The organism is Clostridium drakei (genome assembly GCF_000633595.2).
In the GTDB taxonomy this organism is placed as follows: Bacteria; Bacillota; Clostridia; order Clostridiales; family Clostridiaceae; genus Clostridium_AM; species Clostridium_AM drakei.
Map to the genome: position 1 here is coordinate 1 of NZ_JIBU02000014.1, position 22,431 is coordinate 22,431.

The 22,431-nt window shown below is 28.3% G+C and carries 31 protein-coding genes; 28 read left to right on the forward strand and 3 right to left on the reverse strand.

Features of this window, described 5'->3' with window-relative positions; genetic code table 11:
- From EG57_RS0208430 to EG57_RS0208460, 7 genes are all read left to right on the forward strand, one after another.
- Positions 1-634: PD-(D/E)XK nuclease domain-containing protein (locus EG57_RS0208430; RefSeq protein ID WP_032076804.1), on the forward strand; the 634-nt coding region annotated here is incomplete at its 5' end.
- A 133-nt stretch (positions 635-767) separates the two neighbouring features.
- Complete coding sequence (locus tag EG57_RS0208435; protein WP_032076805.1) at positions 768-1,475, forward strand: CRISPR-associated endoribonuclease Cas6; 708 nt, start codon at positions 768-770, stop codon at positions 1,473-1,475.
- Positions 1,476-1,745: 270 nt separating this feature from the next.
- Positions 1,746-2,498: a methyltransferase domain-containing protein gene (locus tag EG57_RS0208440; protein ID WP_032076806.1), complete on the forward strand. Its 753-nt coding sequence runs from the start codon at positions 1,746-1,748 to the stop codon at positions 2,496-2,498.
- 27 nt (positions 2,499-2,525) lie between these two features.
- Complete coding sequence (locus tag EG57_RS26255; RefSeq protein WP_479686497.1) at positions 2,526-2,663, forward strand: helix-turn-helix transcriptional regulator; 138 nt, start codon at positions 2,526-2,528, stop codon at positions 2,661-2,663.
- A gap of 80 nt (positions 2,664-2,743) precedes the next feature.
- A complete protein-coding gene (locus EG57_RS0208450; RefSeq protein WP_032076807.1) occupies positions 2,744-3,328 on the forward strand; it encodes a sugar O-acetyltransferase in 585 nt (194 codons plus the stop codon).
- A gap of 21 nt (positions 3,329-3,349) precedes the next feature.
- The gene (locus tag EG57_RS0208455) at positions 3,350-3,772 is read left to right on the forward strand and encodes a VOC family protein (protein ID WP_032076808.1); all 423 of its coding nucleotides are present in this window, start codon (positions 3,350-3,352) and stop codon (positions 3,770-3,772) included.
- Positions 3,773-3,820: 48 nt separating this feature from the next.
- Complete coding sequence (locus tag EG57_RS0208460) at positions 3,821-4,339, forward strand: GNAT family N-acetyltransferase (protein ID WP_032076809.1); 519 nt, start codon at positions 3,821-3,823, stop codon at positions 4,337-4,339.
- A gap of 2 nt (positions 4,340-4,341) precedes the next feature.
- Here the strand turns inward: EG57_RS0208460 and EG57_RS0208465 are convergent, their stop codons facing one another.
- Positions 4,342-5,076 carry a site-2 protease family protein gene (locus EG57_RS0208465; protein ID WP_200880535.1) on the reverse strand — a complete coding sequence of 245 codons (735 nt, stop codon included), beginning with the start codon at positions 5,074-5,076 and terminating at the stop codon, positions 4,342-4,344.
- Positions 5,077-5,344: 268 nt separating this feature from the next.
- Here EG57_RS0208465 and EG57_RS0208470 point away from each other — a divergent pair, with 268 nt between their 5' ends.
- From EG57_RS0208470 to EG57_RS0208550, 17 genes are all read left to right on the forward strand, one after another.
- Entirely contained in the window at positions 5,345-5,710 is a 366-nt protein-coding gene (locus EG57_RS0208470) for a hypothetical protein (RefSeq protein ID WP_029159870.1), read from the forward strand.
- A gap of 271 nt (positions 5,711-5,981) precedes the next feature.
- Positions 5,982-6,248 carry a CD3324 family protein gene (locus EG57_RS0208475; RefSeq protein WP_029159869.1) on the forward strand — a complete coding sequence of 89 codons (267 nt, stop codon included), beginning with the start codon at positions 5,982-5,984 and terminating at the stop codon, positions 6,246-6,248.
- Between the two features lie 223 nt (positions 6,249-6,471).
- On the forward strand, positions 6,472-7,230 hold the full coding sequence (locus tag EG57_RS0208480) for a class I SAM-dependent methyltransferase (RefSeq protein ID WP_032076811.1): 759 nt from the start codon (positions 6,472-6,474) through the stop codon (positions 7,228-7,230).
- Between the two features lie 144 nt (positions 7,231-7,374).
- Entirely contained in the window at positions 7,375-8,601 is a 1,227-nt protein-coding gene (locus EG57_RS0208485) for a type III PLP-dependent enzyme domain-containing protein (RefSeq protein WP_032076812.1), read from the forward strand.
- 109 nt (positions 8,602-8,710) lie between these two features.
- Positions 8,711-9,574 (forward strand): cell division protein, encoded by an 864-nt coding sequence (locus EG57_RS0208490; RefSeq protein ID WP_032076813.1) that lies wholly within the window; start codon positions 8,711-8,713, stop codon positions 9,572-9,574.
- A 217-nt stretch (positions 9,575-9,791) separates the two neighbouring features.
- Positions 9,792-10,220: an N-acetyltransferase gene (locus tag EG57_RS0208495; RefSeq protein ID WP_032076814.1), complete on the forward strand. Its 429-nt coding sequence runs from the start codon at positions 9,792-9,794 to the stop codon at positions 10,218-10,220.
- Positions 10,221-10,368: 148 nt separating this feature from the next.
- Positions 10,369-10,725 carry a DUF3796 domain-containing protein gene (locus EG57_RS0208500; RefSeq protein WP_029954483.1) on the forward strand — a complete coding sequence of 119 codons (357 nt, stop codon included), beginning with the start codon at positions 10,369-10,371 and terminating at the stop codon, positions 10,723-10,725.
- Positions 10,726-10,733: 8 nt separating this feature from the next.
- Positions 10,734-10,934, forward strand: a complete 201-nt coding sequence (locus tag EG57_RS0208505; RefSeq protein WP_032076892.1) for a helix-turn-helix transcriptional regulator — start codon at positions 10,734-10,736, stop codon at positions 10,932-10,934.
- A 35-nt stretch (positions 10,935-10,969) separates the two neighbouring features.
- A complete protein-coding gene (locus EG57_RS0208510; protein ID WP_032076815.1) occupies positions 10,970-11,500 on the forward strand; it encodes a CDP-alcohol phosphatidyltransferase family protein in 531 nt (176 codons plus the stop codon).
- 226 nt (positions 11,501-11,726) lie between these two features.
- The gene (locus tag EG57_RS0208515; RefSeq protein WP_032076816.1) at positions 11,727-12,023 is read left to right on the forward strand and encodes a YciI family protein; all 297 of its coding nucleotides are present in this window, start codon (positions 11,727-11,729) and stop codon (positions 12,021-12,023) included.
- A 111-nt stretch (positions 12,024-12,134) separates the two neighbouring features.
- A complete protein-coding gene (locus tag EG57_RS0208520) occupies positions 12,135-12,836 on the forward strand; it encodes a pentapeptide repeat-containing protein (RefSeq protein WP_032076817.1) in 702 nt (233 codons plus the stop codon).
- 501 nt (positions 12,837-13,337) lie between these two features.
- On the forward strand, positions 13,338-13,532 hold the full coding sequence (locus EG57_RS0208525; protein WP_032076818.1) for a DUF4177 domain-containing protein: 195 nt from the start codon (positions 13,338-13,340) through the stop codon (positions 13,530-13,532).
- A 65-nt stretch (positions 13,533-13,597) separates the two neighbouring features.
- Positions 13,598-14,089 carry a hypothetical protein gene (locus EG57_RS0208530; protein ID WP_032076819.1) on the forward strand — a complete coding sequence of 164 codons (492 nt, stop codon included), beginning with the start codon at positions 13,598-13,600 and terminating at the stop codon, positions 14,087-14,089.
- Between the two features lie 100 nt (positions 14,090-14,189).
- Positions 14,190-14,804: a DUF3267 domain-containing protein gene (locus EG57_RS0208535; RefSeq protein ID WP_032076820.1), complete on the forward strand. Its 615-nt coding sequence runs from the start codon at positions 14,190-14,192 to the stop codon at positions 14,802-14,804.
- 115 nt (positions 14,805-14,919) lie between these two features.
- Entirely contained in the window at positions 14,920-15,474 is a 555-nt protein-coding gene (locus EG57_RS0208540) for a DNA-3-methyladenine glycosylase I (protein WP_032076821.1), read from the forward strand.
- 261 nt (positions 15,475-15,735) lie between these two features.
- Positions 15,736-16,470: an MEDS domain-containing protein gene (locus tag EG57_RS0208545; protein WP_029159857.1), complete on the forward strand. Its 735-nt coding sequence runs from the start codon at positions 15,736-15,738 to the stop codon at positions 16,468-16,470.
- Positions 16,471-16,543: 73 nt separating this feature from the next.
- On the forward strand, positions 16,544-17,812 hold the full coding sequence (locus EG57_RS0208550; RefSeq protein ID WP_032076822.1) for a hypothetical protein: 1,269 nt from the start codon (positions 16,544-16,546) through the stop codon (positions 17,810-17,812).
- A 148-nt stretch (positions 17,813-17,960) separates the two neighbouring features.
- On the opposite strand, the gene EG57_RS0208555 is transcribed toward EG57_RS0208550, so the two are convergent.
- Positions 17,961-18,923 (reverse strand): DHH family phosphoesterase, encoded by a 963-nt coding sequence (locus tag EG57_RS0208555; RefSeq protein WP_032076823.1) that lies wholly within the window; start codon positions 18,921-18,923, stop codon positions 17,961-17,963.
- 292 nt (positions 18,924-19,215) lie between these two features.
- Here EG57_RS0208555 and EG57_RS26710 point away from each other — a divergent pair, with 292 nt between their 5' ends.
- The 3 genes from EG57_RS26710 to EG57_RS0208570 all read left to right on the forward strand — a co-directional run bounded on the left by EG57_RS26710 (position 19,216) and on the right by EG57_RS0208570 (position 20,453).
- Positions 19,216-19,515: a hypothetical protein gene (locus EG57_RS26710; protein WP_052037794.1), complete on the forward strand. Its 300-nt coding sequence runs from the start codon at positions 19,216-19,218 to the stop codon at positions 19,513-19,515.
- A 1-nt stretch (position 19,516) separates the two neighbouring features.
- On the forward strand, positions 19,517-19,711 hold the full coding sequence (locus EG57_RS0208565; protein WP_032076824.1) for a helix-turn-helix transcriptional regulator: 195 nt from the start codon (positions 19,517-19,519) through the stop codon (positions 19,709-19,711).
- 187 nt (positions 19,712-19,898) lie between these two features.
- Positions 19,899-20,453 carry a flavodoxin family protein gene (locus EG57_RS0208570; protein WP_032076825.1) on the forward strand — a complete coding sequence of 185 codons (555 nt, stop codon included), beginning with the start codon at positions 19,899-19,901 and terminating at the stop codon, positions 20,451-20,453.
- A 109-nt stretch (positions 20,454-20,562) separates the two neighbouring features.
- On the opposite strand, the gene EG57_RS0208575 is transcribed toward EG57_RS0208570, so the two are convergent.
- Positions 20,563-21,165, reverse strand: coding sequence for a hypothetical protein (locus EG57_RS0208575; protein ID WP_032076826.1), 603 nt, complete (start codon positions 21,163-21,165; stop codon positions 20,563-20,565).
- A 349-nt stretch (positions 21,166-21,514) separates the two neighbouring features.
- Here EG57_RS0208575 and EG57_RS0208580 point away from each other — a divergent pair, with 349 nt between their 5' ends.
- On the forward strand, positions 21,515-22,327 hold the full coding sequence (locus tag EG57_RS0208580; RefSeq protein ID WP_032076827.1) for an alpha/beta fold hydrolase: 813 nt from the start codon (positions 21,515-21,517) through the stop codon (positions 22,325-22,327).
- Positions 22,328-22,431: the final 104 nt, after the last annotated feature.

Consider the following 22,431-nt stretch of genomic DNA (forward strand, 5'->3'; position numbering starts at 1 on the left):
TATTGAAATGAAGGAAATAGACAAGAGTACAGAAAATGTATGGAGTTTTTTACTTCTTAGCGGATATTTGAAAACCGTGAAAAAGACAAGAAAGCCAGATGGAAGACTTGTATGTGAACTTGCCATACCTAATATAGAAGTAAAATACTTGTATAATGAGATAATAATGAGCTGGTTCAGGGAAAGCATAAATAATGATGAATTTAACTTTATGTTGAATAGCCTTATAAATGGTGATATAAAAACTTTTGGAAAAATACTTAAAAAATTTGTATTAAGTAGTGTAAGTTATTTTGATATAAGTGGACAGGAAAGTGAAAAAGTTTATCATGCTTTTGTTCTTGGTATGCTTATAGCACTTTCAGAGGATTATGAGGTAAAATCCAACAGAGAAAGTGGTTATGGAAGATATGATGTAATGATTATTCAAAAGGATAAGAATAAAATAGGAATAATAATGGAATTTAAAAAAGTTGACAGAGATGATGAAGAAGATTTGAAAAAAGCAGCAGAAGAAGGCTTAAAGCAGATAAGGAAAAGAAAATATAAACAAGAACTCATAGCACGAGAAATTAAAAACATAATAGAAATAGGAGTAGCCTTTGAAGGAAAAGATGTTATGGTATTAACCTAGAGCTTAATTTTAACATGGATTTTAAAGAAAGCAAATAGGTGATTTTCATTACTTAGTTGCTTTCTTATTTGAAAATTTTAAGTGAAAGTTTTGCTTTGTAATTTAGCAATAAAGCTTGAAGAGGAGAAATATTGTGCGTATATTTGAATGTAATTTTAAGGTTTTTTTAATAAAGAATATATTAAAAGAAGATGTACAGGAGGCTATAAGTAAGTTAATAGACAAATCTTTTTATAAAAATGAGAGCTTGAAAGATTTTCATGAAGAAAATAGGATAAAGGGGTACTGCTTTAATAGCTTGTATCCAATTTCAATAAATAAAGATTATGGTGAAGGTGAAATATACAATTTTCAGATAAGATGTGTAGGAGAAGAACTAAAAAATCATTTCGTAAAGTTTTTAACTAATGAATATACAACTCATATAAAGGCACTTACTTGCCAGAGTAAAAGCATATTTAAAAAGCCAATAGATAGGGTCTACAGTATAACTCCAGCTGTAATTAAGATTTCAGATTTAGAAAAAACAGAATACTGGAGAAATAATCACAATGAAGAGGACTTTTTTGAATACATAAGAGAAAATAGCATAAAAAAGTATGAAGTATTAACAGGTGAAAAAGTAGATAGAAGCTTAAGGATATTTACATATGAAAGAGTAGATAACAGGACTCCAATAGCTACTAATTTTAAAGGCAGAAGAATGCTTGGCGATAAAATTACATTGACTGTTGATACAGGGATTGAAGCTCAAAATATTGCCTATATGCTTCTTGGAACTGGTATAGGGGATATGTCTCCTAGAGGATATGGATACATGAATTATCAATATATTAAATAGAGAGAAGGGATAATTTGTGTTGAACTTTAACATGATATGTATTTGTAAATATCATGTAATTAAATACTACATAAACTTACCAGCTATGGGAAAAGAAAAAGTGCTTTTAAAGTTTTGAAATATATGCTTTAAGGGTGTTTTTTTATTGGGATTTTAAGAAATTAAAATTAGATGCAATAACATTACAAATATAGTATAATTTTCATATGTTTAAGTAGGAAATGTAAATTACTATGAATTAATGATTATTTATAATAAGGAGATTTTATTATGGATTTTAGGAAAGTTTTTGACAGTATTCCTAAAGAGTTTGATGAATGGAGAACTCGATATTGCGATGAACTTTTCGCTGATGTTATAGAGTACTCAAAGCTAGGTTGCAGCAAAACAGTTCTTGAAATTGGTCCTGGAACAGGTCAGGCTACTGAACCAATATTGAAGACAGGATGTTCCTATTTAGCCATTGAACTAGGTGAAAATCTTGCCGAGTATACAAAGAAAAAATTTAGTTCATATGATAATTTTCAAATTGTAAATGATGATTTTGAAACATATGATTTTGGTTATAATCAATTTGATTTGGTTTATTCAGCAGCTACCATTCAATGGATACCAGAGAAAATTGGTTTCAAAAAAGTTTATGATATATTAAAAAATAATGGAACATTTGCAATGATGTTAACTCGAACAGATGAAAAAAGCGCTAATGAAGCCTTATATTTGAAGATACAGAAAGTATATGCTGAATATTTTCGTCCAGAAACAGAATATACATGCCATTTAAATTATAACAATATCAAAAAATATGGATTTACTAATATTGAATATTTTGAGTATCACAAAACAAGAGTACTTAATTCTGATGAGTATGTCTTGTGGATAAGTACTCATGCTACTCATATAACCCTAAAGGAGCCATATAAATCAAAATTTTACGCAGGTATTAAAGAGGCTATTTTAAGTTTTGGTAATAATATAAAGCTTTATGATACTATAGTTTTGTATTTGGCAATAAAAGCATAATGTGTCAATATCAACAGAGGTTATGGCATGGTCAGAACTACCAAGTGTTTTTCAGAAACAATTATGCGATTAGAATCAGCAAAATATAATCCATCTTTAAAGTTGGCAATAGATATATCAAGAGCTGTCGAGGCACCTATTGAAGAAATATTTATTTTTGACTAGTATTTGTTTAAAAATGTTTTTATAAAATGTTGAACTTTAACATATATCTAATTAAATAGCAATTTGAAAGGAATAAGATAATGGATTTTACAGAAATTATGAAACATAATAAAGGATATTTTTCAAAACATACAGATGCGCAACCAAAATTACAACGAAAGGCCAAGGAACTATGTTGGAGATACAATCAGACTGGACCATCTGAAGAAGAAAAGAGAAGTAGTATTTTAAAGGAATTACTTGGAACGTATCATCCATTAACATTTATTGAACCATCATTTCGCTGTGATTATGGCTTTAATATACATACTCATGGACTTACTGTAATTAACTATAATTGTGTTATACTAGATACATCGCCAGTATATATTGGTGCAAATGCATTTATAGCTCCTGGAGTTTGCTTGGCATGTTCTGGTCATGCTATACTTCCAAAGCAGAGAGCAGAAGGAATTGGAACTTCAAAACCTATTACAATAGAAGATGATGTATGGATTGGTGCTAATGCTGTTGTATGTGGGGGAGTTACTATTGGAAAAGGCAGCATTATTGGAGCAGGAAGTGTGGTAAATAAAGATATACCAGCAGGGGTAATTGCTGTAGGTAATCCTTGTAAAGTGCTGCGAGAAATTACAGAAGAAGATTTGATTAGCTTGTCAAATTAAATAGAGCAAGGGGGAAAAACAATGATTCAATCAGTTGTACATATTGCTTTAGTAGTGAAAGATTATGATGAAGCAATAGAGTTTTATACAAAGAAACTTCATTTTACATTAGTAGAAGATACATATCAACCTGAACAGGAAAAAAGATGGGTGGTAGTATCTCCACCAGGTTCAAATGGAACAACAATATTACTTGCAAGAGCATCTAAGCCAGAACAAAAGCCTTTTATAGGAAATCAAGCAGGAGGAAGAGTTTTTCTTTTCTTAGGTACTGATGATTTTTGGCGTGATTATAATGAAATGATAGAAATAGGAATAGAATTTGTTAGAGAACCTAAAGAACAGGATTATGGGATAGTTGCAGTATTTAAAGATCTATATGGAAACCTATGGGACTTGGTTCAATTCAATGAAAATCATCCAATGTTTAAAAGAGTTAAATAAATTTTAAATTTGGATTTATTAATTAAAAATTTGTAGAGGAGTAAAAATATGATTAGAGTTGCTGCGACATATGATATTTTGGAAATAGAAAATATATATAATGAGATTTTAGATTATGAAGAAAAAACGGTATCTTATACTAATTGGCAAAAAGGGCTTTATCCAACAGTTGATTATGCTAGAAGTGCTATTGGCAATAGTACAATGTTTGTTGGAGAAAATGAAAAAGGAATATATGGCTGTGTAGTGCTTAATAGTATACAGCCAAAAGAATATGGCAATATTTCATGGGGCATAAAGGCAAAGCCAAGCGAAATTATGGTCATTCATACATTATGTATTCGACCTTCTGAAAGTAGAAAAGGCAAAGGAAAAATAATGATGGATTTTATCGAGAAATATGCCAAAGAAAAAGGATACAAAGCTATACGTCTTGATACTTATGAAGGAAATATTCCAGCTGGAACACTATATCCGAAGCTTGGATATCATTACGTAGGTACAACAAAATTTCATTTTCAAAATGTAATATGGGAAAATCTAAAATGTTTTGAAAAATCATTATAGTATTAAGCCTTAAATCTAGAAATACTTTTAAATATATATTTATAATCAAATACATTATAAAGGTATATTGCACTGATTGCTAAAAACAAAATCAATATACTATACATAATTATAAACTTTATTTTACTATTTTTATCCAATTTGTAATAAGAATCAGTTTTATGTTTTACAGTAAAATTATATGTTTGATAAATACCTGCTAACATAATGAAAATCAATAATAGCTTACTCTTTAATCTATTTACAGATATAAACAAATATATTAAAAATGGAAATCCCATGTAGCATAGAATAGGGGATATTGCTTCAACTATTTGTCCACCATCAAGAGGGCTTACAGGTATTAAGTTTGCTAAATTTAATATTATTGAAGTAAATGTTAGTGCTAAAAATGTATAATCACCTGTAACATAGTAAACTATATAGTAAATAAGTCCAAGTATGCCTCCAAATAACGGACCTGCCATTGCAATGAGTGCATTTTCTTTACAATTTTTAGTGTCTTCATGAATTACATATGCCCCAAAAGGAGTGAAACCTCCAAAAGCAACATCCAATTTTAAAAATTTTGCCATAATATAATGACCTGATTCATGAATTATAAGCACAAATAAATATCCCACTGAATATTTAAAATTTATAACAAATCCTAACAATAAAACTATTAAGGAAACCATTAAAATATTTAATAGAATCTTTTTTATATTTAATTTCTTGATTAAATTTTTATTTTCCATAATATACCTTGACTCCTATCTAAATGTGATAATATACAAAAATCATACCATTTTAGTACTATACCTAAATTATAATAACATAACTTACATATTATAGATATACTGTTAGGTTACCTTTTAAATTTTTTAGCCTTTATGAGATATTTGGAATAGTATAAAGTGAGTCTTAGCAGAACTTATCAAGGCGCGTAGCAGTGATTATACACAATTTGAAGAAGATGGGGTATTAGCAATGATAGTGATGTACATAAAAGGAGGGCACCTTAAAATGATTGTTGATGATTTATTAGAAAAATTGAACGAGTTAATGTTTAAAAATATAGATTTTGATGAAATTCTGGATTTACGTGATAGCTCCATATTTGATAGAGAATGGAATCGTGTATATAAAGTTGTTGAGGAAGAAAAGAAGATTAAAGGATATTCGGAGGAAAATAAACAATTATCAGATGAATATCGTAAAAATGCATATTTCAGAGTATATAATTTATGTGAAAATGATAGTTTAGCTGCTTACATATCAGATGATTTTGGTATGATATGTGATAGTGAATTAGTTGGATATACAGATAGTTGGTTAGAAGCGCTAATAAAAACTTATGCTGCATCAAAGATTCCATGTGGAGATATATAATTTTGAACTTTAACATGAGATGTGTACGCGAAGACTGCATAATAATTAATGTTTGGAGGTGAGAAAGTGTTAATGATTCGCTTAAATTTAGCATATTTTGGAGGAAATTTCATAACAAATACAAAACTCTATGCAGAATCAGTCTTATAGACAATGGCGATAGCTGCATAGAGATAATTTAAATCGCCATATTCGTTTTAATTTTGAAGTGATAATAAGTCTGATTTTGCAACCTGAACTATTTTAATTAGTGATGAAGGAGCGAATTAGAATGAAGTATATAAATGCTGTAGAAGTATTACCTAAAAGTCTAATTGATGAGATTCAAAGGTATGTTTCTGGGAAAATAGTGTATATTCCTCAACCAGAAGGCATAAAAAACAATTGGGGAAGTAAAACTGGTGCAAAAGAGAAAATCGAAAATAGAAACAGAAAAATTAGATTTGAAAAAGAAAACGGTAAAACTATTGATGAACTTATGATTAAATACCATCTTTCCTATGATACAATTAAAAAAATTGTATATGTAAAAAAATAGTTATTTATAATCCCTATAGTTTCAGAACTATAGGGGTTTTGTGCATAAAATGATTATAGTAATTATTTATCTTTTATAGTGATAACAGATTGTTTATTATAATTATAGGATTCTTAAGATAATCAATTTTTTAAAGTGAAAAATAAGCTGATTTATGTATATAAATAAAAATTTTTTATATAAACTTAAGAGTCACTTTATAATGAAGGATGGTTGTATTTAAATGGATAAAAACTATACGGATATAAATTCTAAAATTATTAGTGAATGGTCTGAAAAAGGATGGAAATGGGGTCAACCAATTAGCCATGAGATCTTTGAAAAGGCTAGAAACAATGATTGGTTCGTGCTGCTAACACCAACTAAACCAGTACCTAAGGAATGGTTTGGTAAAATGGAAAATACTAAAGTACTAGGACTAGCTTCTGGTGGTGGTCAACAAATGCCTATATTTACTGCATTAGGTGCAAAGTGTACAGTACTAGATTATTCAGAAAAGCAATTACTAAGTGAAAAAGAAGTAGCCATGAGAGAAAATTACGAAATTAAGTTAGTTAGAGCGGATATGACCAAGCCTCTTCCTTTTGAAAATGAAGTCTTTGACTTAATATTCCATCCAGTTTCTAATTGCTATATTGAGGATGTTATTCCTGTTTGGAAAGAATGTTATAGAGTGCTTAAAAAAGGGGGAATATTGCTTGCAGGATTAGATAATGGTATTAATTTTATTATTGATGAAAAAGAAACAGAGATAATTCAAAAACTGCCATTCAATCCTTTGAAAGATAAAGAATTGTATAAGACCTCAATAAAAAATGATTGGGGAATTCAATTTTCACATACCATTGAAGAGCAAATTGGTGGACAATTACAAGCAGGATTTTTGCTCACAGACATATATCAGGACACAAATGGGGAAGGAAGACTTCATGAATTAAATATTCCTTGCTTCTATGCAACAAGAGCAGTTAAAATAGATTAAATAATACAGTATTTATGGTAAAATGAATATATTTAGATGTTGTGATATAATTTGCATATAAATTAAATAATAATTATAAGATAATGTGATTACAATTTATATTTTTAGATTCATACAAATAGTGAACTTAGGGGGATTTAGTTAATGGAAAATAATTTAGATATTATTAAAAAATTGATGATACAATATGACCGACCTTTTTACATCTATAATGAAAGTGTTATTTCTAAGCAAATTGAAATACTTTCAAAAAAGTTTTCACAATTTGAGTTTTTATATTCAGTAAAGACTAATCCATATGCCCCTATAGTAAATTTCATGGCATCAAGTGGATTTGGTGCAGATGCAGCTTCATCAGAGGAAGTAATAATAGCACAGAAATCAGGTTTATCTTATGAAAAAATATTATATTCATCACCAGGAAAAACACTTAAGGATATTGAAAAAACTTTAGATAAATCAATAATAATAGCAGATAGTTATAATGAGTTAGCCATGATTAATGATGTTGCAAAACAGAAGAAATTGCATGTAAAAGTAGGGTTAAGAATAAATCCTGATTATGTTATGGATATTGGAAAAGGAGTAAGTAGCAAATTTGGCGTTGATGAGGAGACAATTGTTAAGAATAGAGATTTTTTAAATAGTTTGACCAATATAAAAATAATTGGTATTCATGTTCATCTACGTTCCCAAGTTCTTAATCATAGTTTACTTTATCGATATTATAAGAAAATCTTTAAAGTGGCCTTATTTTGTAAGGAGACAATGGGATGGGAATTGGAATTTATTAATTTTGGTGGAGGACTTGGTATAGTATATTCACCATTAAATGATAGAGAGCTCGATATTCAGCTTCTTAGTGATGAATGTGAGGAATTGGTTCATAGATTTAAAGATAAAATCAATGTAAGACTTATTATTGAAACAGGTAGATTTGTAGTCTGTGAAGCTGGTCAATATGTTACTCGTATTGTAGATATAAAGGAATCCAGAGGAGTAAAATATTTAATAGTAGAAAATGGGCTTAATGGTTTTTTAAGACCTTCCATTGCAGAACTTTTAGCGGCTTATGCACCACAAGAAAGTAAATTACAGAGCTGTGAACCTATATTTACAGTTAAAGATGCTTTTGAATTTACCATTCTTGAAAGAAAAAAGTACTTTTCTGAAAAGGTAACTATAGTGGGCAATTTATGCACATCAGCTGATATAATGGCTAAAGATATATTGATTCCTAAGGCTGATATTGGGGATATATTAGTGGTGTCAAAGGCTGGAAGTTATTCATATACATTGACACCAGTGCTATTTGCAAGTCATTCTCTTCCATTGCAATTTTATGTAAAAGCAAATGGTGAGTATGTATAGAACATGAAGTTCATTGTTATAATAGTATAATTACAATATACAAATTTGATATACATACTGATTTTAAAGATGATGTTGAACTATTTGAAGATTATAGGGGAGAATAAAATTGATAAAATCAAGAACAATAAAGCTTATTCCATTAATGGTTACAATGCCTTCAATATTTATTGGAGCAGCAGCAATGAGTTATAATAGAGTTCCAGCTTCTATTTGGCAACAAAGCATTGTTTATCTATTTATAGTTGGGATTATTTCATATTTTGCAATTTGCAGTAAATTTAATATAAGAGAAGATAAGTTTTATTATAAATCCATGTTAATATCACTTATATTCATAGTATTAACATTTGCGGGAACAGGTATTGAAGGTGTTCATAGATGGGTATCTATAGCAATAATTAAGATTAATGTTTCAATGGTAGTGCTGCCAATAATATTGATATCATCATGGAAATTATTAGAATTAAAATCATTGTGGATTACTATAATTACAACAATTGCTGCAGCAGTTTTATTATTAATTCAACCAGATGCCTCACAGTTAACGGCTTTTGCTATTCCTATGATGATTATGCTTATTAATAAGATTGATAAATGGATTATTCGCTTAATAATTGTAGTAATATTATCCGCATTAATTATATTTTCCTGGATATTTTTAGACAGTTTACCTGCAGTGGCTTATGTGGAAGGAATATTGGGTTTGGTAAAAAATCTTGGAATACCATTCTTTGTATTAGGGGTCATTTCTCTTATAATATTACCAATGCCTTTTATATTATTTTCACCGAAGAACTTTGAATTACCTTCAATATGTTTAGGATTATATTTTATAATAATCTTGATTTCTACATTGTTTGGTAACTTTCCAGTTCCATTAATGGGGTATGGAATTTCTCCAATTATAGGTTATTTTATAGCAATATCATGGTATACAAGAGCTAAAATTAATGAACATTTAAAGTATTAGATTAAAGACTTGTTTTTAATTTTCATAAAACATATGAAGATGGGAGATATGATGTAAAACGATTAATTGGATATATTTAAATTTTTGTTGTTTAGATATTGAAACAAATATATATTAAGTAAGGAAAATATAATTGTATTTAGTAGAAAGGGTGAACTTGATGAGTGGATTTTGCTCTAATTTTTAATATTTTAAAAAATTAAGGAGAAGAGTAAGTATGATTAAAGATTTTAATTTAAATAAATTAGATTCAATAATGGAAATTTGGCTTGAGACTAATATAGAGGCACATGATTTTATACAAAAGGAGTATTGGATTAATAATTATGATTTGGTTAAGCAAATGTTGCCTTTAGCTGATATTTATATATTTGAAGAAAATAATGTTATAAAAGGCTTCATAGGAATTACAGAAGGAAATTATATAGCAGGACTTTTTGTAAAAAAGGAATATCAAAGAGAAGGTATAGGTAGGAATTTAATAGATTATTGTAAGTGTAAATATTGGTTTCTTAAATTAGATGTGTTTATGAAAAATAAAAATGCAGTGAATTTTTATTATAAAAATGGTTTTAAAGTTTTGGATGAACATCTTAATGAAGAAACAAGCGAGATAGAATATACTATGTTATTTAATAATAAATAATAACAAAATAGTTGTTAAAATTCTAAGGAATCTCTATTTTTTAATCTAAAATAATGAATTTTTGAGTTAGCACTTGACTTCTCAATTACAAAGAGATATATTTGTATCAATAAGAGATAAATATATCTCTTTTGAAGGAGGAATAAAAATGTCTAAACGAAAAAGAGGATATTGGGGATTTATAGGATTCATGGGGTTCTATGCTTTAAACTATTTAACTACACATAATATTTTAGATCTTTGCTATATTGCATACTTTGGTTTTTTTGGATATTTTTTAACTGATAAAATTAGTGTTGATATTCCAGATGAGCGTTATCATGAAAATATTAAATTAGCCACAGCTTTTATAGGTAATATAGCTCTATTTGAAATGGGGATTATGTTCGCCTGTGGAATATTTTTCTCTGCTATCCGTGAAAATATGATAGTATTTGTTTCAGCTTGTTTTGCTTCATTAGTTATTGCATATTCTATAAAATTTTATACTTTAGAACAGAGATAAGGAGTAGTATTGTGGATTTTATCTGTAATTTAAAGAAATATCGGCAATTGAAAGGACTTACACAGGAGGAATTAGCTAATATAGTTGGGGTAAGACGAGAAACAATTATGCGATTAGAGTCAGCAAAATATAACCCGTCTTTAAAATTGGCAATAGATATATCAAGAGCTGTTGATACACCTATTGAAGAAATATTTATTTTTGATTAGTATTTAACAAAATAATTGGAGAGATGGTGATATAGGTGAAGAATATTGCCAATTTAGTTACAATAATAAGAATATTAGGGACAATGGCTTTCGTGTTTATAAAACCATTTTCAAAATTATTTTTTATCATATATTTTATATGCGGTATTAGTGATATTTTGGATGGAATAGTTGCACGAAAAATGAATTTAGTCAGTAAAAAGGGGCAGATTCTTGATAGTATTGCAGACTTTTTTATGTTTATAGTTTTATTATTCGTATTTATAATCAATTTTAGAGTTCCTTTACTAATCATATATTGGGTAGTTGTTATCACCATTATTCGTTTTACATCGTTGTTTTTTGGTTTTATGCGCTATAAAGAGTTAGCTTTTTTACACACTTATGCTAATAAATTAACAGGTATAGCCTTGTTTTGCTTTCCTTTTATGTATGTTGGATTAGGAATGTACATATCGACTATTTTAGTTTGTTTTATTGGAAGCATTTCGGCGCTGGAGGAATTGATTATTAACATTATTTCTAAAAAATTAAGTAGAGATATTAAGTCCATATTTTCATTGTAAAAATATATATAATTTATAAATTAAATGAAAAATGAATAGTTTTTAAAAGCACTGCGTAATTCAATTTTGAATTGTGCAGTGCTTTGATCATATTAAATAGGAAACAAGGATTATTTACAATAGTAGAAATATATGTTACTATTATTACGAACAAATGTTCTTGAAATCTTAAAAGGGTTTGCAGAAAATTTAGCGTCTATAATGAAGAAAGTGAGGATTAATTTATATGAAAAAGGGTGATAAATTATTCGTAAGAATTGATTATAAGAACAGCGAAAGAGAAGTGACTTCAAAAGATTTTCAGGATCACGTAGAGTACTTAAAGGGTGTTGCTGACGAAAGGTATTTTGCTGGAGGAGGCTTTGCCAATGAATCAGGTGGTATGATTATATTTGAGGCTAAGGATTTTGAAGAAGCAAAAACAATTGCTGAAAAAGACCCAATAATTCAAAGAGGACTATTTAGAGTTAAAATATATAAATGGGATTTACTGATATTATCGGATAAAAAATATGAACAATAGTCTTTGAAAATTGAGTAGTGTGGTAGTATACTCAAAATATAAAGATTATTTGCATTTTAAATGAGTGGAAATACATAGAATTACCAATCTATAATTTGGGAGGTAAATATTGTGTATAAATTATCACAAGAAGAATTTAAGGATATATTAAAAAATAGGAAGCCAAAAGAAAGACTTGTTTTGAGAGAGATAGAGCTTTTTGATATGGATTTTACAGGTTGGGATTTATCCAACATTGATTTCTCTTTGAGTGCATTCCATAGAATTAGGTTTGATGAGGCAAATTTACAGTGTAGTAGTGTTTGCAATGCATTGTTTGATGAATGTACTTTACATAACACAGATTTTCGACATGCAAATTTAGAATGTGCAGCGCTTCGATATGCAGATATGCGGGGCTGCAATATTGAGGATGCAAATTTATATGGTGCAGTGCTTGAATATGCAAAATTAGAAGGTATTATTTCTAATGAAAATACAAAATGGTTTAGGCTGCGCTGCCCAGAAAAGGGAGCTTTTCTGGGATATAAGAAGTGTTTTAATAATCGTTTAGTACAGCTTCTTATACCAGCAGATGCAAAGCGTACTTCGGCTACATTACCTTCTTGCCGCTGTAGCAAAGCAAAAGTTCTTACAATCAAAAGTTTTGACTACAAAGAAAGTTATAAGGAAGCTTGGTCCTTGGTAGATGATAATTTTGTTTATCGTGTAGGTGAGTGGGTAGAAGTAAAGGATTTTAATGAGAACCGATGGATGGATTCCACTACAGGTATTCACTTTTGGCTGACAAGGGAGGAAGCGAAAAATTATTAGAAAGGTGCCTTTAAGGCTTTGAAATATAGGCACTAAAGGTACTTTTTTACACAAAAAATACTAGTAGGAATGATTTTGCAATTCAGTACTAAATGTGTACTTTTGAACTTGATTTTTGTATAGTATAACCATTAGATGTAAAAATTTCAATATTAGCATGATATAATATTTATACAAGAACAAAATCAATATACTTATGCATGTATTCACATATATTCTTTAATATCATGGAAGTTATATTTATATATATACCTAAAATTAATAGTTTGTTAGTTACTGTTTTATTTATAATAGCAGCATTCATATTTATGATTTATGGTATAAAGAAACTTGATAGTTTTCAAATGGTTAATTTATAAAATTTTTAAGTACAGAATTAGTTAATAAGGACACCTTTTTAAATAAATTAAAATCAAGGGTTGTATAGGATGTACACGTGGTATTTTAAAGAGTAATTTAAAATAATTGGGGTATAGTGCTTAAATAAAGGAGGGGATTAGGTTGGACAAATGGGAATATAAAAGTATTAAATTTGAAACTAAAGGTTTTTTAAGTATAACATTAGAAATTGAGGATTTTAACTTTAAACTTAATGAACTTGGAAATGAAGGTTGGGAACTAGTATCTTGTGTCCCAATAAGTGGAACTAGTGGAGAAACAGTAGAAGTAACAGCTGTTTTTAAAAGAAAAAAATAGAAGACTTTTACAAAATTACTTTTAAACTATGAAAGATTTATATTTTAGAAATGGAGGTTTATAAGATGAAAAAAAGAAGAAATTCAATTATCTTTTTATTAGTAATCATAATAATTGCAGGAGGAACAGCGCTATATAGAAGCTACTTTAATAATATTGATTCAGATCATTATTTATCAAGCAATGTGCTTGAAAAAAGCGTTGAAGAACATCAGAATGACAAAATGGGTAAAAACAGTAGAAGTTTTGATTTTAAAAAATTTGATGGTCAATGGTCTTTAATACAATTTACATCAAATAAAAGTAATAAAATAAATATTGTTGATAATACAAAAATTAATAGTGGTAAATTTTATATTGTAGTTTTGGATTCGAAAAATAATATTGTAGCTAAAAAAAATGAATTGAAGGATAAAGGAAATATAAGTTTTACTACTCCTAAAGATGGCAAATATGCTATTAAAATTGCAGGGTCAGGTGCAAGTGGTAATTTTGATATAAGTGTAAATGCTAGTAATAATATAGATATTTCTCATAAAGATTTTTTTGATGAATAAAGTTATTCTTAGAAGGATTTTCATATAAAGAAAGTGGGGTATTAGCAATGGTAGCGATGGTATAAAAATTAATTATGTTTAATAAAAAGGAGTTTGATTAATGAAATATTCAAAAAAGATACCTTCTACGGATAAAGAACTAAGTAGTAAATTAATATCAGAGGGATGGGTGAAAATAAAAGAACCTTCTAATTTGGGAATAGCAACTTTACTATCAATACCTTTCATGTTTATAAATGGAATTGTTTCTATGGGAATTTTCTATTACTTATATCCACCATTTAAAGAACTTTTTTTCAATCAACATGAATTTAGTATTACTTTTAAAATAAGTTTATTTACTCTTGTATATGTTGCTATAATTTTCATGTTTATGACTATACATGAATTTATACATGCCTTTTTTATACCTAATGTATTTAAATCAGATAAAACATATTGGGGAATAAATGCTCTTTGTGGATTTGTTTACACTACTGAAAAAATCAAAAGAAACAGATTTTTAATTATTTCTATTATGCCTTTCATTTTGCTATCAGTTATATTACCTTTCATTATAAGTTTTTTAGGATGGCTAAATGGATTCATAATATTTTTATGTTTAATAAATGCAATGGGTTCGTGTGTTGATTGTCTGAATATATGTTTAGTGGCAATTCAAGTTCCAAGAGGTTCGTATATTGTTAATAATGGATTTGAAACATATTTTAAGTAATTTAAGATTATGGGTTTAGTATTTATAGCAAATGACTCAAATGTAAGAAATTAATAAGAAATTTAAGAAGAGTTAGATGAAGATTAAAATATAAAGTAAAAGGATGGTATTCTAGATGATTAAAAGATGTGCTTGGGTAACAGAAGAAAAATTATATATTGAGTATCACGATAAAGAGTGGGGAGTACCAGTATATGATGATAGGAAATTGTTTGAAATGCTGTGTTTAGAAGGAGCACAAGCAGGATTAAGTTGGTGGATTATTTTGAAAAAAAGAGAAAATTATAAAAAAGCCTTTGATAATTTTGAAGCAAAAAAAATTGTTAAATATACAGAGGAAAAATTGAATTTATTAATGGAAGATAAAGGTATTGTTCGAAATAGACGAAAAATTGAAAGTGTTGTTACTAATGCTAAATCATTTTTAGAAATTCAAGATAAGTATGGTTCGTTTTCTAATTATATATGGGAATTTGTAGATAATACACCTATCATTAATTCTTGGAAGAGTATAGGAGAAGTTCCTGCTTCAAATGAATTAAGTGACAAAATGAGCAAACAGTTAAAAAAAGATGGATTTAAATTTGTAGGTACTACAATCTGCTATTCTTTTATGCAAGCAGTAGGAATGGTAAACGATCATACAACAGAATGTTTTTGCCATCCTTAATTTTTAAAAAAATGTAATGATAAATATGCTACATGAGAATTTACCAAAAATATACATGGTATAATTACAAATAAAGAAATAAAATGTAATTAAAATAGGAAATTGATATTTAAATTGTATGAAAATTATCTTATTTGCAATATTAATATAAAATATTGTAGATAAATAAATAATATAGTACAATGTTTGTAATAAATTACCTGTATTGATAATAACTTTAATAAAAGTTCCAAAGCATACATTAAATATTGGGGTGATACTATGAATTCTTCGTGTAGTGATTGTAGTATGTATAGTAAAATAGAAGAATTGAGACTTATGCTTAATAATTTAATACTTGAAAAAAATCAAGAGTTACTTAATAAAGAAATTATTACATTAAGCCAATCTTTAGATGAATTAGTGTACAAGTGTATATTTTGTAGTGAAAATTTGAATACCGTTTTTAAATTGAATTTAAGAAATATATTTGGAATACATTCTACCTTTTATTATTATGGATATCAGCATCTTTTTAGCAGCATGTATTTTTATATAAATGAAGGAATTAATAATGATGAACTCATTTACATTTCTATGGAAGAAAATCTTTATAATAAGTTAATCAGTTTTCTAAAAAATAACAATGTTTCTATTGAACATATCAAATTTAGGGCTGTAAAAGGATTGATTGAAAGTAGTGCTAATGGTGGATTGATTGGATTAAGGAAAGAGATTAAAAATATTTCTTCAGAAGATGAAGTTAAGCAGTATAATGGAGTAAGGTGGATTGGGCAACCTACTTATGCTATTCAAACTACTTCACAAGAAGCCTTTTTGAGTTGGGAGGTTAATTTGAGTGAAGCTTTAAAGAATACTAATATTTCTTTAATTTGCATATATGATGCTTATGATTATATAAATAAGAGAGAATTTATAAATGAAATAGTAATAAAGAAATCTTTAAAGACTCATACACATATTCTAAAAAGCTTAGCTTTAGAAAAAATATGTTAAGAAGGTGAAAGTGTGTATAATGTCACAGAATTAATTGATTATTGATATTCCGTTGAGAGAAGGGCGCGGTAAAATGTTAAACAATCAATCTTTTAATTATAAAGTTGAAGCATGGGATATACTTCAACATCTTTTTAAAGTTAAAAGCATAAATGATCATACATTACATTTTGTAGCAGTACTTGGAGAAAAGCTTGATTTAGAACGTTTGAAGCAAGCTGTTAACATTTCAGCAGATTCTTTTCCTCTAATTAGAAGCAGTTTCAATGAGACAAAAAATAAATGTTACTGGGAAGATAAAGGATATACAGCAGATGATATGGTAAAAATTTTAGAAACATCAAATACGGATAAAAGTGTTAATGAATTTATCTGTAAAGAAATTGATGATTTAAATGGTCCACAGCTGAAAATTTTAGTCGTTCGGAATGAAAAAAGTGATACGCTCTGTGTTCTAATCAATCATATGTTATGTGATGCTGCTGGATTTAAAGAGTATCTTTATATGCTCAGTGATATTTACTCCAATATAGAAAAGAAATTATATTACTCTCTAGTGTCAATGAATAATAGAAAGATAAGTCAAATATTGAAGGCATTTTCCATGCATGATAAATTGAAAATAATGCTTAGCAAAAATGATATGCTTTCGCTTGACCCAGCTAAGTTTGAGCTTAATGGAAATTTTAGCAATCCATTTATAGAGATTCGTATGGTTTCAAAAGAGCATTTTTGTAAGATTAAAGCTTATGCTAAAAAATATGGTGCTACAGTGAATGATGTGATTCTAACAGCGTATATACGTGTGCTCTTTCAAGTATTTGGTCGTGTTGTTACCACAACTTGTACTTTAGACACGAGAAAATATCTTCCAAACCGTAGAGCAGATGGTCTTTGTAATCTATGTACTAATCTTAACTGTAATATAGGTTCAGAAATTGGTACAGACTTTGAACAAACCCTTATTAAAGTAAAAAATACCATGGACAAGGAAAAATCCAATATTGCTTGCATTAAAAGCATTAACTTATTGGAAAAGTTATTTTATGTATTGCCATATAAAGTGGTAAGAAACATTGTAAAAGAGAAATTCGCTAATCCATTTATTGCATTCACAAATATAGGGATACTCGATAAAAAGAGGCTTGTTTTTGGAAATATTGAAATTACTAAAGCTTATATGACAGGTTCAATCAAATATAGTCCATATTTTCAACTAGCTATTTCAACATTTGATGATCAGGCAGCATTTAGTGTAAATCTTTATGGAACACAATCTGACAGAAATACAATATCAATTTTTTTAGATAAACTTGTTGAAGAGTTAAATAATTGTATGTGATTATATGAATATGTAATAAAAATAAGATTGAGCTGAGAAGAACTTATCCAGACGCGTAGCAGTGCTCTATCCCCAACTTAAAGAAGATTGGGATATTAGCAATAGTAGCGATGGGATAAATAGCTCAATCTTATAGTATATTATTGAATTACTTTTTAGTATCCTCTAGTGCATTGATGAAAAGATTATAAATTTTCTGTTCATCAAATTTTGAAGTATCTTTTATTATGCCTCCAGCCATGTCTGCATGTCCGCCACCAAGCCCTAAACCTTTTAACACTTTTTGAATAATAGAAGCAGCATTTACTTCATTTCTTTCGTTTCTTATGGAAAAGTTTATTGCTTCATTATTTTTAGCACATAAAATTACAAAGTCAATTTCCTCAATTGATAATACAAAGTCGCTAAGAATTCCAAGTAAGTTTTGATTACAGCCATCCTTAAAATAGCAAAATGCAATGGATGAGCTAATTTTTATGTTATTTAGCAAAAAACTATAAAAATTTAGATCCTTCACTTTAATATAATTTCTAAGTATTGAATTAACAAAAGAGGTATCTGATCCAATATATAAAGAATGAAAAGCATTAATATCTTCTAAAGATACCCTTCTTGTAAGCTGAGCAGTATCTATATTCAATCCAATAATAAGTGCAGTTGCTATATTTCTTGGTATAATTTTTCCAAGTTCTTTGTAATATGTATAGATAATAGTTGAACATGCTCCATAATTACTTCTAATATCAACATAATCAATGTTTTCCGGCTCATTTACATCATGGTGATCTATTATTGCTATTTCAGTACCATTTAAATATTCAACATTGCTATTTCCTTTACAACCATCTACTACAATTATTTTATCATCTTTTTGTATATCAAAATTTTCACACTTGCTAATATTTATCTGAAGGCTTTCTATCATTCTAATAAGTGAATCTCTTTGAATTTCACCTTTATATATAATATGAGTTTCTATCCCAAATTCTATAAGAAGATTACTTAATCCATATGCTGATGCTACTGCATCATGATCAGGAAAATTGTGGGTTTGTATAAATATCTTTTTTTCATTTTTTAATTCATTAATTAAATCTAAAATTTTAAACATAGTAGTACCATTCCTTATATAGAATTATTAAAAATTAAAATAACTAAATTCATCATATTATTAGAAGTATATCATAAAAAAATTGAGAGTAAAATTAAAAATAGTATATACAACATTATATATAATGACTATGGGATTTATACTTAGTTGTTATAATTTGAATTTTGTGAGGTTTTTATATGTTTTTTAACAATTATCCTACAATTAAAATGTAAAAAGTATTTGACATCTATTCTGATGATTAGTATAATCATAAATGTAAAAACAATTTGACATTAAGGAGAATATTTATATGAAAAAAATGGATGAAATGGAAAAGGTAATTACATTAAAATCTATACGAGTATCTTGGTCTTTTGTTGCTGTGTTTCTTTTTGTATGGGGAATTAAAAATTACATTGATGGATTGGGAGAAACACTACCGATGGTATTGTTTACTTCTCAAGTTGTAATTCTTTTAATTTCCAAATATATTTATATGATTAAGGTTGATGATAAGGATAGTAAGGGCAGTTTGATTAAATTAATTGTAGTCACTTTACTCCTTATTTTAATTGGGTTTATTCTTTACTATTTTAAGAGTGGTTTTTAGTATGAAGAATAATATCAAAGAATTGCGAAAATTAAAAAATATAAGACAAGAGGATCTTGCTAACTTAGTTGGTGTAACGAGACAAACAATTAATGCAATAGAGAACAATAAATATGACCCGACACTTGAGCTTTCTATGAAGCTTGCAAAAATTTTTGATAAACATGTTGATGAAATTTTTACTTTGGATATCTAAGCAAATAGAATGTGTGTAAATCCTAAATTTTAAAATCAAGGCATAAGAGCATTAACTTTAAATCATATTGAAAGAAATTTGAAAAATGCAGGAGTAGAAATAATATGATTGGGTGTTTTTTCATTAAATCAATTTGCTTTAAAGCTGTATCACAGACAAGGTTATATAAAAGTAGGAGGAATATTTAATGAAAACACTCATTTTTAACGGTTCACCTAGGAAAAATGGAGATACGATTACTTTAATAAATGAATTTGTTAAATATATAGAAGGTGAATATAAAATTGTCCATGCATATTACTGTAAGATTCAACCTTGTGTTGATTGTAGATATTGCTGGAAAAACGAAGGATGTCGCATAAATGATGAAATGCAGGGAGTTTATAAATATATTCAAGAATGTGACAATATATTAATAGCATCGCCTTTATATTTTTCTCAATTGACAGGGCAATTGTTGGCAATTACAAGTAGGCTGCAGACATATTGCTGTGCAAAATATTTTAGAAAGGTGAAACCTATTAAAAAAGAAAAAAAGGGTGGAGTAATAATTGTTGGGGGTGGAGATGGAACTATTAGAAATGCTTACACTACGGCATGTACAATTTTACATCACATGAATTCAAATGATATTGCACCAGTTGTTTATACCCATGATACAAATAACATTCCTGCAAAAGATGATGCAAAGGCAATGGAAGGTTCAAGAAAATTGGCATTGCTTTTTAATAATAATGCGTAAAGTTCTTAATTTAACACAATAATCGAAAAAATAAATTAAAGGTTGGGTTCAAGCTTGTTAAATGTCATTTAGACATTTAACTAAGCTGAACCTTAGAAAACTTATTAGATTAAACAAATTTATCAATGGAAACCATATTAGTGTTTGTACTTGCCGCACAACTATTTCCTTGACTTGCTCTTGCGGTAGTATTCCATGCTTGATTATATATTCCCCAAAGCTCAGATTCACGGGCATTTTCAGCCTTTGTTCCATATGAAATCCATTTACCATTTGAGTAAGAAGCTACCATTTCACCATTGCTGTCATAAAATTCAGCATAAGATACATCTGCTGCTACTGTTTCTTTAGAATATTTAACGTTGCCAAATAAATAGTCTACTAAATTAAGTGTTTTAGGTTGAGGATATTTATTTTTGAATACTGCTGTTAATCCTTGTGTGATAATATTTTTTCTGTCTGGTGAAACAGTAGAGACATAACTTTTTACTAAGTTTCTAAATCCAGCGGAATCCGACTGAAATTTTCCAGCAGCTTGGTCTTTTTTTGCCTGCTCGATGATAGCCTCTCTATATTTTTCATCACTCATGGCAGGATCTTTCTTAGTATTAAAGTTAAAATCGTTATAGTTTGGCGAGGGTATATTCCCAATTTTTTTAGTGTCAGATAATAGATTGTTTTGTGTAAAGGTATCACAATTTTCTACACGCATTTTATATCTCCTCTCTTACTATTCATATTTTTATCCATAGAAGTAGATCATTTCTGTGTCGTAATGGTCCACGATATTACTAATCTCTTCATCCTCATATGTCATGGCAAGAATTTTTATGTAAAATTCAAGAGAATAACTGTGATCATCAACTACTGCGATTATATATTACCTAATTTCAATATTGCGTTTTTGCTTTGATTATTGTCATTCATATCGAGTTTGCCACCATTTTTACTTTTATTCTACTATACCTAGGTTGCATAGTCAAAAAACAAGAGTTTATCATATATTTATATCTAAAAGAATAACCTATTAATGGATAATTTTTGTTAATGGAGGTATTTTTATGGGATATTACATTAAAGCAGAACCCAATGTAAAGATTTATGTAGAAGATCTTAACCCAGATGGCAAGAAGACAATATTATTTTTGCATGGGTGGCCTGGAAGTCATAAGTTGTTTGAATATCAGTTTGATCAGCTTCCTAAAATGGGATATAGGTGTATTGGTATAGATCAGAGAGGATTTGGTGAATCGGATAAGCCTTATAAAGGTTATGATTATGATAGATTATCAGATGATGTTAGAGCTGTGGTTAATGTGTTAAAATTAAATGATTTTACATTGGCAGGACATTCAACTGGAGGAGCTATAGCGATTCGATACATGTCTCGTCATAGAGGATATGGAGTATCTAAACTTGCTCTTTTTGCCGCTGCAGCTCCTAGTCTTATCAAACGTCGAAATTTTCCATATGGTTTAGAAAAAGAGGATGTAATCAAAATGATCAATGAAACATACAATGACCGTCCTAAAATGTTAAGTAATTTTGGTGATATTTTTTTCTTTCAGTATATAACCAAACCATTTTCTGATTGGTTTTTTCAATTAGGTTTACAGGCAGCAGGCTGGGCAACTGCAGCTGTTGAAAATACATGGATAAATGAAGTACTCTTTTCTGATCTAGCAGCAATAAATGTTCCAACCTTAATTATTCATGGAATTCATGATAAAGTTGTTCCATTTTCATTAGCTAAAGTACAAAAGCAAAGTATTAAAAATTCAAAGCTTATACCATTTGAATTTAGTGGTCATGGAGCCTTCTATGATCAACGAGATAAATTTAATGAAGAATTGATGAAATTCATTGAAAAATAAAATCATAATACATTCTTCTTTCCAGATGGTAAGTAAATGATAAAAAAGTGCCTACTTGTATATATTATTAATGCAAATTATAATTAATTTATCCCAGAGATACA

Bases quoted from the DNA above. Each gene is read 5' to 3' on its own strand.
- EG57_RS0208455 (WP_032076808.1), top strand. From the start codon at position 3,350: ATGATTCAATCAGTTGTACATATTGCTTTAGTAGTGAAAGATTATGAT.
- EG57_RS0208540 (WP_032076821.1), top strand. From the start codon at position 14,920: ATGATTAAAAGATGTGCTTGGGTAACAGAAGAAAAATTATATATTGAG.
- EG57_RS0208470 (WP_029159870.1), top strand. From the start codon at position 5,345: ATGATTGTTGATGATTTATTAGAAAAATTGAACGAGTTAATGTTTAAA.
- EG57_RS0208440 (WP_032076806.1), top strand. From the start codon at position 1,746: ATGGATTTTAGGAAAGTTTTTGACAGTATTCCTAAAGAGTTTGATGAA.
- EG57_RS26255 (WP_479686497.1), top strand. From the start codon at position 2,526: ATGGTCAGAACTACCAAGTGTTTTTCAGAAACAATTATGCGATTAGAA.
- EG57_RS0208545 (WP_029159857.1), top strand. From the start codon at position 15,736: ATGAATTCTTCGTGTAGTGATTGTAGTATGTATAGTAAAATAGAAGAA.
- EG57_RS0208570 (WP_032076825.1), top strand. From the start codon at position 19,899: ATGAAAACACTCATTTTTAACGGTTCACCTAGGAAAAATGGAGATACG.
- EG57_RS0208480 (WP_032076811.1), top strand. From the start codon at position 6,472: ATGGATAAAAACTATACGGATATAAATTCTAAAATTATTAGTGAATGG.
- EG57_RS0208485 (WP_032076812.1), top strand. From the start codon at position 7,375: ATGGAAAATAATTTAGATATTATTAAAAAATTGATGATACAATATGAC.
- EG57_RS26710 (WP_052037794.1), top strand. From the start codon at position 19,216: ATGAAAAAAATGGATGAAATGGAAAAGGTAATTACATTAAAATCTATA.
- EG57_RS0208555 (WP_032076823.1), bottom strand. From the start codon at position 18,923: ATGTTTAAAATTTTAGATTTAATTAATGAATTAAAAAATGAAAAAAAG.
- EG57_RS0208535 (WP_032076820.1), top strand. From the start codon at position 14,190: ATGAAATATTCAAAAAAGATACCTTCTACGGATAAAGAACTAAGTAGT.
- EG57_RS0208450 (WP_032076807.1), top strand. From the start codon at position 2,744: ATGGATTTTACAGAAATTATGAAACATAATAAAGGATATTTTTCAAAA.
- EG57_RS0208550 (WP_032076822.1), top strand. From the start codon at position 16,544: ATGTTAAACAATCAATCTTTTAATTATAAAGTTGAAGCATGGGATATA.
- EG57_RS0208575 (WP_032076826.1), bottom strand. From the start codon at position 21,165: ATGCGTGTAGAAAATTGTGATACCTTTACACAAAACAATCTATTATCT.
- EG57_RS0208500 (WP_029954483.1), top strand. From the start codon at position 10,369: ATGTCTAAACGAAAAAGAGGATATTGGGGATTTATAGGATTCATGGGG.
- EG57_RS0208465 (WP_200880535.1), bottom strand. From the start codon at position 5,076: ATGGAAAATAAAAATTTAATCAAGAAATTAAATATAAAAAAGATTCTA.
- EG57_RS0208460 (WP_032076809.1), top strand. From the start codon at position 3,821: ATGATTAGAGTTGCTGCGACATATGATATTTTGGAAATAGAAAATATA.
- EG57_RS0208515 (WP_032076816.1), top strand. From the start codon at position 11,727: ATGAAAAAGGGTGATAAATTATTCGTAAGAATTGATTATAAGAACAGC.
- EG57_RS0208580 (WP_032076827.1), top strand. From the start codon at position 21,515: ATGGGATATTACATTAAAGCAGAACCCAATGTAAAGATTTATGTAGAA.
- EG57_RS0208565 (WP_032076824.1), top strand. From the start codon at position 19,517: ATGAAGAATAATATCAAAGAATTGCGAAAATTAAAAAATATAAGACAA.
- EG57_RS0208530 (WP_032076819.1), top strand. From the start codon at position 13,598: ATGAAAAAAAGAAGAAATTCAATTATCTTTTTATTAGTAATCATAATA.
- EG57_RS0208475 (WP_029159869.1), top strand. From the start codon at position 5,982: ATGAAGTATATAAATGCTGTAGAAGTATTACCTAAAAGTCTAATTGAT.
- EG57_RS0208495 (WP_032076814.1), top strand. From the start codon at position 9,792: ATGATTAAAGATTTTAATTTAAATAAATTAGATTCAATAATGGAAATT.